This window comes from Natribacillus halophilus (genome assembly GCF_900100185.1).
Lineage (GTDB): Bacteria > Bacillota > Bacilli > Bacillales > Marinococcaceae > Natribacillus > Natribacillus halophilus.
In genome coordinates this window covers 272869-286206 of record NZ_FNEN01000001.1, presented here as the reverse complement: position 1 = coordinate 286206, position 13338 = coordinate 272869, and the positions used below count along the sequence as shown (strand labels likewise).

The window sequence follows — 13338 nt, the reverse complement described above, 5'->3', positions numbered from 1 at the left end:
CAATGACGAAAAGGAGAGAATTTATATGGCAATGGGATCAATCTCAACAGCGGTGGCAATCCTCGCGGTTGTTGCTTTTTTCCGGGAACTGAAGCGCAGGAATTTTCTTGGCGTTGGGTTTTCGGCACTCAGTGTTCTCGTGTTTGGTTTTTTCGGCATCATGACTTTATTCGTGAGCGGAGCTCCCGAAATGTAGAAAAACACTCGTCGTGCAGACGGGTGTTTTTTACATTCACAGATGTGCCCCTGTATCCTTACGCAAGTAAAAGAGGCCCCCGTTGATAAAGGTGAGTTCAATCGCCGGTTGGTATTGCTGGTGAATGGCTTCTTTTTCCAACATATACGCATCGCTACCCTCGTCCCTTTCATCATAAAAACGATCGAGTAAGCTTAAGTCTTCTTCCATGCGTTTCGTCGCTTCATTGGCCCACGTATGCTTTTGACCCTGAATATCGTCAAGGAGATACTTCTTAATTCTTTGCACGGCGCTCGTCGGCTGAATCAAGTGAGCCATGGTAAATGTATAGTCGGGGATCGCAGGGACAAGGGGGAGCGGTGACAGTCGTTTCATAAACGCGTCGATCGTTTCCCCGCTGATGAGTTGCACGCCGAAGCTGCGAAGGTCATCGCGCCTGCGGTGACATGTGTAAGAAATACGTATATTTAACCCCAGCCACGGATATAGGGGCGTTTGGCTTTGTTCATCGTGTTGTTCGTAAAGCCGGGTCACCGCGCCTTTGTCAGCAGCGGAAGCAAAAATTTGATGCAGGCGCGGGGAGCCGAAATGCACTTTTTCTTCCGCCTTTGCAGTGGATTGCATATTTGTGGACAAGTGCATTTTCAGCGGATTCGGGTCACCGCCGGTTTTCTCCAGGTAATGCCAGTAAAAAGGGCGGTTCATTAATTCAAGATCAAGGGTTTTGTTGAGTTGAACATCCAACTTTGGGGGCGTGCTTTGCAGCACCTCTGCGCCGCCGGCCTGGAAAAAGCGGCGTAAATAATTATGAACTTCTGCCTGTTTCATACGGGTCATCCTCCTGGTTCATGAGTTCCGTCAAATGGTGAAGTTTGAGCCGGGCTTCCCCTTCAGTGCCCGAATCAAGGGCATCCTCGACGTATTTTTCCAGCGCTTGTCCTGAATACCGTTCAAGAATGTCATCGAGACGGCCAATGAGGCCTTCGAACATATTGATTTTCTCATAGAGAAGATGGAGAATGCGTTGTTCGACGGTATTGTCAATGGCGTAGTTCGTAATGTGAACATCTTGTTCCTGACCGAGGCGGTGAATTCTACCGATTCGTTGTTCGACGCGCATCGGGTTCCAGGGCAGGTCATAATTGATCATGTGATGGCAAAACTGTAAGTTTAATCCTTCGCCCCCGGCTTCTGTCGCGATCATGACCGGCACATGGTCACGGAAGAGCATACGCATATAGTCTTTTTTTCCGCGATTAAATCCGCCTCTAAACGGGACCGAACGGATTTTATGCTGCGCGAGAAACCACTGCAAATACAGCTGGGTGGCGCGGTATTCGGTGAAAATAACCGTTTTTTCCTCAGATGCCTGTAATTGTTTCAACACCTGTTCGGCCTTTGCATTCGTCTTCACTTGATTCATGATCGTCACGAGGGGGGTGACCTGTTCTTCGCTCAACATGCCTTTTTTCAGCATGTTCGAAATCGTGACGCCCAGGGCTTCCTTACTGGAGCAAGCTTCCCGTTGCAACGTGGTCAGCGAAAATCCGTGCAGATCATGGACGGTTTGTTTTAAGTCGCAGACGGCGTCATACATCGCTCGTTCTTCTTCTGTCTGCTCCACGCTATAATTTTCCACATGACGTTTCGTCCAGGTGACATTTGTATTGTCTCGGCGATTGCGTACCATCACATTTTGCACGAGCGCTTGAATATCTTCGGATGCCTGTTCGTGTTTGTATTGTGCTTTAAAGCTGCGTTCGTCTCCGAGGTGCCCGGGTTTTAAAATCGAAACGAGGTGAAAAAGTTCCTCGATACGATTTTGCACGGGGGTGGCGGTGCAGAGTAAACAGAAACGCTTTTTAAGCGACTTGATGAAGGCATAGTTTTTCGTGTTGGCATTTTTTAATTTATGGGCTTCGTCGATAATGATCATGTCATAAGGCTGTTCCATGACGATGTCCCGGTGCGGCGCTCTTTTCGCCGTATCCATCGACGCGACGACGACATCGCACTGATCCCATACATACGTCTTCTTCTGGGGAACAGCCGGGATGTAAAATTTTTCATTTAACTCTTGTGTCCATTGATTGACGAGGGAAGCCGGTGAAAGAATGAGCGCCTTTTTCACGAGTCCGCGAATCATATATTCCTTTAGGACAAGGCCGGCTTCAATCGTCTTTCCGAGCCCGACTTCGTCAGCGAGGATCGCTTTACCGTTCATATCTTCCACGACCCGCCTGGCGGTTTCCCATTGGTGGTCATACAGGGAAAGCTCCGGCAAATGCGTGGGCGCGACGAGTCCATCGAAAGACGGAACCGCTTTGTGTTCTTCCGCTTCATAGGCGAGCGAAAACATCTCCCACGAAGCCCAGGGACCCTCGTTGTCGAGGGCTGCTTTAAATGTTTCTTCCCAATCTGTCGAAAAACTTATATCGATGTGCATAGCGTCTCCTTTTATTTTTGGCGAAAAGATTGGCAAAGTGCGCGTGCCATGCTAAACTGGAGATAACATATATTTCTTAACTCTGTTAGTTTGTGAATATCGCGGGATTTTATGCACAATAGAATAGGCGGTTGATGACAGAGGGAGAGCCCGTTTTTGTTTGGCAGACTAAAACGGCGCCGAAGGAGCAAGCCCCATCCGGTGAATCTCTCAGGCACACGTACTTCTGTCTGACGCAACTCTGGAGAGCGCCGATAGCGGCCACCCACGAAGACATTTTTTGCCGAAAGATGCCGGCAAAAGGGAAACTTTCTGGTATAAGGACAGAGCTTTTCAACGACATCGTTGGAGAGTTCTGTCTTTTTTTGCAGATAAGAAAGTATAACTTTCTTACTCATGCATAAGTGCAACTAAGGCTTTCGCCAGGCTTGGCGATAAGCCAAGTTTTCTTTAATAATTTCTTGAGGAGGAGATGACATGGCAGAAGAGAGAACCGCTTTATACGACAGGCATGTCTCGTTAGGGGCCAAGATGGTGCCGTTCGGAGGCTTTGAAATGCCTGTGCAGTATGAATCCATCAAGGCGGAACATCAGGCGGTACGAGAGGCGGTTGGCCTTTTCGATGTTTCCCATATGGGTGAGGCCTTAATCGCGGGGGAAACAGCGTATACGACGATGCAAAGGATCATGAGCAACGATGTTTCCAGGCTGGAAGTAGGGAAAGCGCAATATTCATTGATGTGCAATGAAACCGGCGGCGTCGTTGACGATTTTCTCGTCTATCAATTGGCGGAAGACAAGTATATGGTCATTCCTAACGCCGCTAACCGCGAGAAGGATATTGCCTGGCTCAAACAACATGCGGAAGCGGGAACGATCGTTACCGACGTCTCTGACGATTACGCGCTGCTCGCGTTGCAAGGCCCGAAAGCGATGGAAGTTTTGCAATCGCTGACCGAAGAAGATGTATCGTCGATTGGGTTCTTTCGCTTTAAAGCAGAAGTGGATATCAATGGCAGGCCTGCGATCGTCTCCCGCAGCGGCTACACCGGTGAAGATGGCTATGAAATCTATTGTGATTCGTCCGAAGCCGGCGAAATTTGGGACGCGTTACTTCAGGCCGGTGAAAGCGCGGGCATTCAGCCGTGCGGCTTAGGGGCGCGGGACACGCTCCGTTTTGAAGCCGGCTTGCCGTTGTACGGCCAGGAAATCTCAGAGACGATCAGTCCTCTGGAAGCCAAACTCGGTTTCGCCGTGAAAGTGAATAAAGAAGCCGATTTTATCGGTAAAGCAGCGCTGGCTGCTGAAAAAGAAAACAAACCGGCGCGCAAACTCGTCGGGATTGAAATGATTGAAAAAGGCATTCCGCGCACAGATTACCCTGTCTATGATCACAACGGCAACGATATCGGTCATGTGACGTCGGGTACACAGTCCCCGACACTGGGAAAAAATCTCGGTCTCGCGCTCGTGAATGCTGAATACGCGGTCCTTGATACAGAATTGACCGTAGGGGTACGAAAACGAAACTTGCAGGCAAAAATCGTGCCGACGCCGTTTTACAAGCGATAATTGGAGGGATTCATCATGGGACAGACCCATCGTTATTTACCGATGACAGAAGATGATCGACGCGAGATGCTGGAAACTGTGGGCGCCAGTGACGTAGCCGAATTATTTTCCGATATTCCGGAAAGCGTCCGTCCCGATGCGGCGCTGAATGTAGGCGAAGCTTTGTCTGAGCACGCGCTCGTTGATTATTTTCAATCACTCGCGGCTGAAAATGTGTCGATGAAAGATCATCCGACCTTTCTGGGGGCCGGTGTCTATGACCACCATATTCCGGCAACGGTGGACGCAGTGATTTCACGATCCGAGTTTTACACAGCGTATACGCCTTATCAGCCGGAGGTTTCGCAAGGGGAGCTGCAGGCAATTTTTGAATTCCAGAGCATGATTTCCACCCTCACCGGCATGGAGATGGCGAATTCCTCCATGTATGACGGCCATACGGCCCTTGCGGAAGGGGCGCTGATGGCAGCGACGCAGAAGCGGATGAAAAAGAAAACGATCTTAATCTCGGAAACGGTCCATCCGGAAGCCAGGGATGTCGTGCAGACGTTTGTGAACGGCCCGGGGCTCACGCTGGAAACTGTCCCCGCCCAGGCTGGCGCGACGGATGTCAAAGCCTTAAAGAAAAGCTTAACCGATGATGTGGCCGGAGTCCTTGTGCAATATCCGAACTTTTACGGGACGATCGAAGATTTGGCGGCACTGCGTGAGGCCGCCGACGAAGTGGACGCGCTTCTGATTGTGAAAAGCAACCCCCTCGCCCTTGGCATGCTCACGCCACCCGGCGAATTCGGCGCTGACGTTGTCGTCGGCGACACGCAGCCCTTTGGCATCATGGGACAATACGGCGGTCCACACTGTGGTTATTTTGCTACCAAAAAAGCATTTATGCGCAAAGTGCCGGGTAGACTCGTCGGCGAAACCGTCGATGAAGAAGGCCAGCGCGGTTATGTGTTGACGTTACAGGCGCGCGAGCAGCATATCCGCCGGGATAAGGCCACCTCGAATATTTGTTCCAACCAGGCGTTAAACGCGCTCGCTTCCTCAGTCGCTATGAGCGCGTTCGGAAAGCACGGCGTCAAGGACATGGCTGTGCGAAACATGCAAAAAGCGCACTACGCAAAACAATCGTTACAGGCGGCCGGTTTTTCCCTCGTGTATGACGGCGCTTATTTCAACGAGTTTGTCATCGATGTCGGCCAAGCGGCGGAGCGAGTGAATGAAGCGTTATTTTCCGAAGGTATCATCGGCGGCCTGGATCTCGGTCGCTTTGCCGGAGAAAACGACCGCCACATGCTCGTCTGTGTGACAGAAAGGCGCTCGAAAGAAGAGATTGATCGACTGGTGGACGCGTTGCAAAAGCACGCGGGTTAGGTGATATGGGTGAGTGACCCGCACTGCACTAATGAGCTACCATACGCTTAGCGGACATACGAACTGGAAAGGAAGTGTAACGCCTCATGAAACAAAAGGACCAAGCGCTGATCTTTGAAATGAGCAAGCCCGGCCGCAGGGGAGGATCGTTGCCGGAAAATGATGTACCGGATGTAAATGTCGAAGAGTTGCTGCCCGCGGATTATGTGCGTCAGGAGGAACCGGAACTCCCGGAAGTGTCGGAACTACAACTGGTTCGCCATTACACGGCGCTTTCAAAACGTAATTTCGGGATTGATTCCGGTTTTTATCCCCTCGGTTCCTGTACGATGAAATACAATCCGAAAATCAACGAAGTTATCGCCCGTCTCCCGGGGCTCGCGCATCTGCATCCATATCAGCCGGAGCCCCAGGTGCAGGGGGCTCTGCGGCTGATGCATGAATTGCAGGCCTCCCTTGCCGAAATTACCGGCATGCAGGAAGTCACCCTGCAATCGGCCGCCGGTGCCCACGGTGAATGGACAGGCTTGATGATGATTCGCGCCCTCCATGAAGCCAACGGGGAAACGCAGCGAACGAAAGTGATCGTACCGGATTCCGCCCATGGGACGAACCCTGCTTCCGCGGGTGTGGCCGGCTTTGATCCGGTGACGGTGAAAACAGACGAGCGCGGGCTCGTTGATATGGACCATCTCAAGGAAGTCACCGGCGAGGATACGGCAGCGCTTATGCTTACAAATCCGAACACGCTCGGGTTGTTCGAAGAAGATATCGTGGAAATGGCGGAAATCATCCACAATGCCGGCGGAAAACTCTATTACGATGGCGCCAATTCCAACGCGATTATGGGGAAAGCGACCCCCGGGGACATGGGCTTTGATGTCGTGCACATGAACTTGCATAAAACGTTTACCGGTCCTCACGGAGGCGGTGGTCCCGGAAGCGGCCCTGTGGGGGTGAAAGAAGAGCTTGTCCCTTATCTCCCGCGCCCGTTGCTCGTTAAAGATGGCGAGCAATACAAATGGGACTATCATCGTCCGGATGCCATTGGCCGTATCAAACCGTTTTATGGAAACTTTGGCATAAACATGCGGGCGTATGCTTACATGCGTTCGATGGGTTCTCAAGGTTTGCACCAGGTATCCGAAAATGCGGTTTTGAACGCCAATTATCTCAGGAAACGGCTGGAACCGTATTACGACATTCCGTATCCCCAATACTGCAAGCATGAATTTGTGCTCTCGGCCAAGAGGCAAAAGAAACTCGGTGTGCGCGCCCTTGACATTGCCAAGCGTCTCCTTGATTACGGGTTTCACCCGCCGACCATTTACTTCCCGCTTAACGTGGAAGAGTGCATGATGGTGGAACCGACCGAAACCGAAACCAAGGAAACCCTCGATGACTTCGCCGACGCGATGATCGCGATCGCCAAAGAGGCCGAAGAAGACCCGGACCTCGTACTTGAGGCTCCCCATGAAACGGTTATCTCCCGACTTGATGAAACCAAGGCAGCGAGACAACCGGTATTACGCTATCAGGAACAATAAAACGGAAAACGGCACCCCACCCGAGTGTGGGGTGCCGTTTTTATGAGAGTGCAGAGTGGAATGCCACTTGAGGACTAGTTCCTCGTTATCAATTTCAGATTATTCATGTATTTGTAGTTTGGCGTTGGATAAAAAGGGAAATAGAATGACACTCTGAATTTCCAAAGGAGGGAAAAAATGAAAAGAGTTCGCCTTATCCCATTTAAACGGGAAGAAGTGCTTACAGTGTCGTCGGAAGTCCCTCGCGGTATTGACATAGTGCAAGCGCCTGCTTTATGGGAAGCAGGCCATAGAGGTACTGGAAAAGTGATCGCTGTCATTGACACCGGCTGCGAAACAACGCATCCGGATTTGCAGCCTCGGATTACGGGTGGAAGGAATTTCACGACGGATTACGATGGAGACGAGAACAATTTCTCGGACAACAACGGTCATGGCACACATGTGGCTGGAACGATTGCAGCAGCTGAAACAGGCGATGGCGTCGTTGGAGCCGCTCCGGAAGCAGACCTCTTTATTTTAAAAGCGTTAAGCGGAGATGGCAGCGGGCAAATGGAATGGATCATCGACGCGATTCGTTACGCTGTGGATTGGCGAGGACCCAACGGCGAGCGGATCCGGGTGATTACGATGTCGCTTGGCGGACCGGAGGATATTCCCGCCCTTCACGAAGCGATCGCATACGCAGTTCAACAGGATGTATCCGTCGTATGTGCCGCCGGCAACGAAGGAGACGGCGAGGAACATACCGATCAATTCGCCTACCCGGCGGCTTATAATGAAGTCATCGCGGTAGGGGCGGTGAATTTTGAAAGGGAAATCACGCCGTTTACCAACACGAACGATGAGATTGATCTCGTCGCCCCGGGTGTGAATATTCTGTCCACGTATCTGGATGGGGGATATGCAAGATTAACGGGTACGTCCATGTCCACCCCTCATGTTTCCGGAGGGCTCGCGTTGTTAATCAATGTGATGGAAGACGAATTCAACAGGGACTTGTCGGAAGCGGAGGTGTATGCCCAGTTGCTGCGGCGTACGGTGCCGATTGGATATTCCACACGGGAAGAAGGGAACGGTCTCCTGGACCTCGGTCTCGTAGAAAGGATCGCGGAGCGTTATGCGGAAAGTGTCGGCGATTCATAGAAAAAACGAGAAACCCTATAGACCAGGGTTTCTCGTTTGCTTATTTTTTCTTCTTTTTCACTTTGCCGGTCCATTTTTTGAAGCCGCTTTTTAGGTAATGGAGATTATCATTGCCGTTCTTTTTCTTGAGAATACGTGCGGCCTGGCGGCTTCGTGAGCCTGAATTATCATAAAGGTAGACCTGTTGGTCTTTGCGGACTTCAATGAGGCGCTGCTTTAATTGGGACAATGGAATATTGCGTGCCCCCCATATATGACCGCCATTATACTCTTTCGGCTCGCGCACGTCGATCAATTGTGCTTTTCGATATCCCTTGATAAATTCTTCCTGGGTGAGGGGTACAAGATACGAAGGCGTCCGCAGGCGGCGGATAAGCATGACGAGTGCAAAACCAATCAGCCCACCCCAAAGAAGAATTGATAAGATCTGGAGAAAATCCATCTGTGTTTCGCTCCCCCTTCTTCTATTCCCTCCACATTATAAAAAATAAGTCCCTGATAAGCAAAACAAAATTGTTATCATTTCTATCAGCGACCAGGTTTGGTAAACTATATAGCAGGAAGGTAGGAATGTATCGATGGAAAAAGAAACTTGGTTGCTCATTGACTCAGGCGCGTGTTCTCCCGCCTATAATATGGCTTTGGATGAAAGGCTTCTGCATTGGCACAGCTCAGGGCTCATCCCACCGGTGATTCGTTTTTATGAATGGCAACCCGCCACACTCTCCCTCGGATATTTTCAAAAAATACATAAAGAAATCGATCTGGAGGCGGTGAAGCGTCATGAACTGGGGTTGGTGAGACGCCCGACAGGCGGAAGGGGCGTTTTGCATGATCAGGAACTAACGTATAGCGTTATTGTCTCCGAAGAGCATCCGAAGATGCCCGCGACGGTCACAGAAGCCTATCGCGTGATTTCTACAGGCTTACTCGAAGGGTTTAAGGCGCTGGGTATGGATGCGCGCTTCTCTATTCCGTCGTCCGAATCCGCCAGGGAGGAGCTGAAACAGCCACGCTCGGCGGTCTGCTTTGATGCTCCTTCCTGGTATGAACTCGTCGTCGAAGGCAGGAAAATTGCCGGCAGTGCGCAGACGCGGCAAAATGGGGTGATTCTGCAACATGGCGCGCTCATGATCGATCTGGACAGCGAGCAGCTTTTTGACCTGTTTCAGTATCCGAGCGAGCGGGTGCGCAGGCGGATGCAAGCAGCTTTTGCGAAAAAAGCGGTGCCCATGAATGACCTCACTGCTGAAAAACTGGAGGTGCCACGCGTGCGGGCGGCCTTTACGGAAGGGTTTGAACGCGGCTTGGACATTCAGCTATCCACCTACACGTTGACGCCCGCACAGGAAAAAGAAGTCGAGGATTTGGCAAAGACGCGCTATGAAAATGAAGAATGGACGTACCGACGATAAGGGGCTGCCCCAAAAGGGCAGCCCCATGTCTTTATTGACCGTGCCGTGTTGTCTCAATATCCGCCTGCAACATTTCCTGTAACCTCGAGGTGACTGGACCAATGTCCAACGTCCCGTGCTTTGTTCCGCGCACTTCCGTTACGGGTGTAATCTCATTCGTGGTGCTCGTAATAAAGGCTTCATCCGCTTCGAGCAATGCCTCCGTTGTGAAAGGTGTGAAGGAAACAGTATAACCTGATTCCTCCGCCAACTCGATGACGAGCTGGCGGGTGATGCCATTTAAAATCAAGTGGTTCGCAGGATGGGTTTGCAGCTGGTTGTTTTTGACGATGAACAAATTGGTAGAAGATCCTTCTGTGACGGTATCTCCCCGATGCTGGATCGCTTCTGCGCAATCATGATCGGCGGCCTGGCGTTTGGCCAGCACATTACCGAGGAGGTTGACGGTTTTGATATCACACCGCAACCAGCGGATGTCTTCGGTTAAATAAACGGCTATGCCCTCTGCTTGTTGTTTTTTGGGGGTCTGCATTTCTTGTGTAAAAGCAAAAGAGAACGGTTCAGTATGTCGATCATAAAGGTGATCGCGTGCGGCGATACCGCGGGACAATTGCATGTAGACGAAGCCTTCGTCAAGCTGATTGGCCGCGATTAATTCATACACAGCTTTTTCCAGCGCTTGCTTTTCTTCGTCGGCATAAGGGATGTCCAATTCATCAGCGCTTCTCTGCAGACGCCGAAAATGCCTTTCCATCTTGTAGGGATGTCCTCCGTATACCCGGATGACTTCATAGACGCCATCCCCGAAATACATACTGCGGTCATCAAATGAGAACGACGCTTCATCGCGGTCGATGATTTTGTTGCCAAAAAAGACTTTTTCCATAGGTACCATCCCTTTCTCTTTACACGCTGGATATCCATCATTACATAGTTTAACATTTTTTATGATTATTGTGCGAACGGTGCGCTATTGAAACCAACCCCCTTGTTGTCGCCCGGCAACGATTTATGTACAATATAAAGAGCATGATTGTGATCGTAGCCACCGCCAGGCAGAAGGGGGGAGAAGAGAATGGCAACGGCCAGTATGGAAGATTATCTGGAATGCATTTATCAGTTGATCGAGGAAAAAGGTTATGCGCGTGTGTCTGACATCGCGGACACCCTGGATGTCCACCCGTCTTCGGTGACGAAAATGGTGCAGAAGCTCGATAAAAGCGGCTACCTCGTTTATGAGAAATATAGAGGGCTGGTCCTCACCGCAAAAGGAAATAAAATCGGCAAACGCCTCGTCTACCGGCATGAATTGCTGGAAGATTTTTTACATATTATCGGTGTCGATGACACTTATATTTATCGGGATGTTGAAGGGATTGAGCATCATCTGAGCTGGGATGCCATCGATCGCATCGGCGACCTCGTTCAATATTTTCATGAAGACGAGAGCCGCGTTACAGCATTGAAAGAACATCATAAAAACCCGGAAACCTAGAAAGCGAGACGGCCTTATTGAGGCTCGTCTCGCTTTTCTTTTTCGTTCCATTGAATATCAAAGAGTCCGGATTCCTTGGCCGATTTGAAGGCCATATACACGAATGGACCGAGGATTAAACCGAGCACGCCGAAAAAGACGAAACCGAAATACATGGAAAGAATGGTCGGCAATGCGTGCAATCCGATAGAATCTCCGAGCACTTTCGGTTCTACGATACGGCGAATGATGAGTAAGATGATGGCCAAAACGTTTAATTGAATGCCCATAGTCATATCACCGATGATCATCATGACGAGACCCCAGGGCACGAGGATCAAGGCGGGTCCGACGTAAAGAGGTATGATATCTACGAGCCAGACGAGAAAGGAGACGATCAAGGCCGGACCGGGTGCTATATAGAGCAGACTCAGGTAACAAAGGACGAAAATGCCCAGACTCATAATAAATTGCGCTTTCCACCAGCCGACAAAAACTTTTCCCATCCGCTGAAATACATACCGCAGTTTATCACTCGTCTCTTTTTTAAAGATATTGAAGAAATTGTTCATGAGCTTCGGTAAATCCAGACTGAACAAAAATAAGGTGATTAAATAAACGAGACCGACGATGAGCATATTCGGGACGGACATGATGAATTCATATAAATAAGCAACGAAATCCGTGGACCAGCTCAGAATGGTACTCAGCACATTATCGGCCAAATTATCCAGAGCCTGTACGATCTGATCCGCCTGGGGAAATTGCGCGATGAATTGTTCGAAGGCCACGATGAGCTCATCGACAAACTGTTCGATTTCGTTCACATATGTCGGGATTTGCCGTGACCAGTCAATCAAACTTTCGATTAAATATGTAAGCATCACATACAGAAGCAGGCTGCTCACGATCAGAAACAAAACAAAAACGGTGGAAACGGGGATCCAGCGTTTTTTCAGCTTCCATTTTCTCATTAAAAACTTGACGAAAGGTTCAAAGATCATCGCCGTCAACAGAGCGAGCAAAACAGGCATAAGGGCCGCGAAGTTAAAATAAACGATGATCCCTGTGAGAATGAGCGCGAAGATAATGATTATCCGTTTAACGAGCGTTTTGTTTAACAATGACAACCTCCTGTACTTCACGGCGTGGAAAATTCAACTGCTTCTCATTATAAAGCATTTTTCAAGTCAATGTGCAAATGAGCGGCATTAACCTATTTTCCATTTTTCCCCCACATCTCCCCATACGAATCGTCGGGCACTCACATATAGTGTTGGGAAACTCATTTGATTGGGGGGATTCTTTGTGGATATGCAAAAGCTTATGAATGTCATGGTCGAGCGCGTCCTGGCAAAGCATAATGTAACCAAAGATACGGTTGATATTTCCCAGGAGGAAAAAGATCGTATCCGTGAGGTCGTTGAAAATATTCAGACAGAAGTGAACGATTTTCTTGATAATCAAACGACAACCGTTACCGATGAGGAATCAAGTGAAGATGAAGAAAACGAATCATAGGCAAACGAAAATCAAACGAATTCATTATGGCAATCTGTCCACGCACATGACGGATAAATGTCATATGTTGTAGGAGAAACGGAAAAAGGAGGGAAAATCATATGTCAATGCATTTAGGTGAAAACCGAAATCGCGCTTGCTATGATACAAGGGAAAAACCGAAATGGAGCGCGCTGGATGACAGGAGCAAACATGCGATGGTGTGCGATACGGACGATGACATTACCCAGGAGGGCACACAAGAGAATAAAGAGGTCCAGGTTTCAGAAGATTTCATGCTGATCAGGGACTCCTGCGATGTCAATGTCACAACGACCGACGTGCAAGCGGCCATCAACTTGCAAGCCGCCTTACAGGCCGCCATCGTCCTCGTCGTCCGTATCTCACTCGCAGGGTCGGATGACGCGGAAGAAGTCACACAGGAATTGATGCAAACATCGAAAATCAAACAGAGAACGAGTCAGAAAACGATTATTGAAAATTCCCGTGATGTCAATGTCACAGCCACAGACGTGCAAGCAGCCATAAATATTCAACTGTTGCTGCAAATACTGATCGCCCTCGTCATCACCCTGGATATTCTCTAGACTATGCAGGTAAAGGCCCGCATGGAACATCTTTTCACAAAAAAGCTATGCCAAAGCGTT

General features: G+C 49.7%; 14 protein-coding genes and 1 riboswitch. Of the genes, 9 read left to right on the top strand and 5 right to left on the bottom strand.

The genetic code is table 11. The features are described 5' to 3' along the window. Positions 1-25: 25 nt before the first annotated feature. A complete protein-coding gene (locus tag BLS58_RS01420; protein ID WP_090395928.1) occupies positions 26-196 on the top strand; it encodes a DUF2759 domain-containing protein in 171 nt (56 codons plus the stop codon). Positions 197-232: 36 nt separating this feature from the next. Here BLS58_RS01420 and BLS58_RS01415 read toward each other — a convergent pair whose 3' ends face one another. Next, the gene (locus tag BLS58_RS01415) at positions 233-1024 is read right to left on the bottom strand and encodes a YqhG family protein (RefSeq protein ID WP_090395764.1); all 792 of its coding nucleotides are present in this window, start codon (positions 1022-1024) and stop codon (positions 233-235) included. Further along, positions 1002-2642, bottom strand: a complete 1641-nt coding sequence (locus BLS58_RS01410; RefSeq protein WP_090395763.1) for a DEAD/DEAH box helicase — start codon at positions 2640-2642, stop codon at positions 1002-1004. Before BLS58_RS01410 ends, BLS58_RS01415 begins: the two co-directional genes overlap by 23 nt. A 131-nt stretch (positions 2643-2773) precedes the next feature. Next, positions 2774-2878: riboswitch (glycine riboswitch) on the top strand. A gap of 241 nt (positions 2879-3119) precedes the next feature. Between BLS58_RS01410 and gcvT the strand changes: the two genes are divergently transcribed. From gcvT to BLS58_RS01390, 4 genes are all read left to right on the top strand, one after another. Next, positions 3120-4214, top strand: coding sequence for a glycine cleavage system aminomethyltransferase GcvT (gcvT, locus tag BLS58_RS01405; protein WP_090395762.1), 1095 nt, complete (start codon positions 3120-3122; stop codon positions 4212-4214). A 15-nt stretch (positions 4215-4229) separates the two neighbouring features. Further along, positions 4230-5588 (top strand): aminomethyl-transferring glycine dehydrogenase subunit GcvPA, encoded by a 1359-nt coding sequence (gene gcvPA, locus BLS58_RS01400; RefSeq protein ID WP_090395761.1) that lies wholly within the window; start codon positions 4230-4232, stop codon positions 5586-5588. Between the two features lie 86 nt (positions 5589-5674). Next, positions 5675-7135: an aminomethyl-transferring glycine dehydrogenase subunit GcvPB gene (gene gcvPB / locus BLS58_RS01395; RefSeq protein ID WP_090395760.1), complete on the top strand. Its 1461-nt coding sequence runs from the start codon at positions 5675-5677 to the stop codon at positions 7133-7135. Positions 7136-7312: 177 nt separating this feature from the next. Then, a complete protein-coding gene (locus BLS58_RS01390; RefSeq protein WP_090395759.1) occupies positions 7313-8281 on the top strand; it encodes a S8 family peptidase in 969 nt (322 codons plus the stop codon). Positions 8282-8321: 40 nt separating this feature from the next. Here BLS58_RS01390 and BLS58_RS01385 read toward each other — a convergent pair whose 3' ends face one another. Beyond that, positions 8322-8723: a rhodanese-like domain-containing protein gene (locus BLS58_RS01385; RefSeq protein ID WP_090395758.1), complete on the bottom strand. Its 402-nt coding sequence runs from the start codon at positions 8721-8723 to the stop codon at positions 8322-8324. Between the two features lie 136 nt (positions 8724-8859). On the opposite strand from BLS58_RS01385, the gene BLS58_RS01380 reads away from it, so the two are divergent. After that, complete coding sequence (locus BLS58_RS01380; RefSeq protein ID WP_090395757.1) at positions 8860-9696, top strand: lipoate--protein ligase family protein; 837 nt, start codon at positions 8860-8862, stop codon at positions 9694-9696. Positions 9697-9727: 31 nt separating this feature from the next. Here the strand turns inward: BLS58_RS01380 and dat are convergent, their stop codons facing one another. Continuing rightward, positions 9728-10582, bottom strand: coding sequence for a D-amino-acid transaminase (dat, locus tag BLS58_RS01375; protein ID WP_090395756.1), 855 nt, complete (start codon positions 10580-10582; stop codon positions 9728-9730). A 189-nt stretch (positions 10583-10771) separates the two neighbouring features. Between dat and mntR the strand changes: the two genes are divergently transcribed. Then, on the top strand, positions 10772-11191 hold the full coding sequence (mntR, locus tag BLS58_RS01370; protein ID WP_090395755.1) for a transcriptional regulator MntR: 420 nt from the start codon (positions 10772-10774) through the stop codon (positions 11189-11191). 14 nt (positions 11192-11205) lie between these two features. Here the strand turns inward: mntR and ytvI are convergent, their stop codons facing one another. Beyond that, positions 11206-12294 carry a sporulation integral membrane protein YtvI gene (gene ytvI / locus BLS58_RS01365; RefSeq protein WP_090395754.1) on the bottom strand — a complete coding sequence of 363 codons (1089 nt, stop codon included), beginning with the start codon at positions 12292-12294 and terminating at the stop codon, positions 11206-11208. A gap of 184 nt (positions 12295-12478) precedes the next feature. Here ytvI and BLS58_RS01360 point away from each other — a divergent pair, with 184 nt between their 5' ends. Continuing rightward, complete coding sequence (locus BLS58_RS01360) at positions 12479-12691, top strand: hypothetical protein (RefSeq protein WP_090395753.1); 213 nt, start codon at positions 12479-12481, stop codon at positions 12689-12691. A 101-nt stretch (positions 12692-12792) separates the two neighbouring features. Then, positions 12793-13278: a spore coat protein gene (locus BLS58_RS01355; RefSeq protein ID WP_245723016.1), complete on the top strand. Its 486-nt coding sequence runs from the start codon at positions 12793-12795 to the stop codon at positions 13276-13278. The last annotated feature ends 60 nt before the right edge of the window (positions 13279-13338 follow it).

Excerpts from the sequence above, each read along its gene's own strand:
- BLS58_RS01420 (WP_090395928.1), top strand. The coding sequence starts at position 26 with ATGGCAATGGGATCAATCTCAACAGCGGTGGCAATCCTCGCGGTTGTT.
- BLS58_RS01415 (WP_090395764.1), bottom strand. The coding sequence starts at position 1,024 with ATGAAACAGGCAGAAGTTCATAATTATTTACGCCGCTTTTTCCAGGCC.
- BLS58_RS01410 (WP_090395763.1), bottom strand. The coding sequence starts at position 2,642 with ATGCACATCGATATAAGTTTTTCGACAGATTGGGAAGAAACATTTAAA.
- gcvT (WP_090395762.1), top strand. The coding sequence starts at position 3,120 with ATGGCAGAAGAGAGAACCGCTTTATACGACAGGCATGTCTCGTTAGGG.
- gcvPA (WP_090395761.1), top strand. The coding sequence starts at position 4,230 with ATGGGACAGACCCATCGTTATTTACCGATGACAGAAGATGATCGACGC.
- gcvPB (WP_090395760.1), top strand. The coding sequence starts at position 5,675 with ATGAAACAAAAGGACCAAGCGCTGATCTTTGAAATGAGCAAGCCCGGC.
- BLS58_RS01390 (WP_090395759.1), top strand. The coding sequence starts at position 7,313 with ATGAAAAGAGTTCGCCTTATCCCATTTAAACGGGAAGAAGTGCTTACA.
- BLS58_RS01385 (WP_090395758.1), bottom strand. The coding sequence starts at position 8,723 with ATGGATTTTCTCCAGATCTTATCAATTCTTCTTTGGGGTGGGCTGATT.
- BLS58_RS01380 (WP_090395757.1), top strand. The coding sequence starts at position 8,860 with ATGGAAAAAGAAACTTGGTTGCTCATTGACTCAGGCGCGTGTTCTCCC.
- dat (WP_090395756.1), bottom strand. The coding sequence starts at position 10,582 with ATGGAAAAAGTCTTTTTTGGCAACAAAATCATCGACCGCGATGAAGCG.
- mntR (WP_090395755.1), top strand. The coding sequence starts at position 10,772 with ATGGCAACGGCCAGTATGGAAGATTATCTGGAATGCATTTATCAGTTG.
- BLS58_RS01355 (WP_245723016.1), top strand. The coding sequence starts at position 12,793 with ATGTCAATGCATTTAGGTGAAAACCGAAATCGCGCTTGCTATGATACA.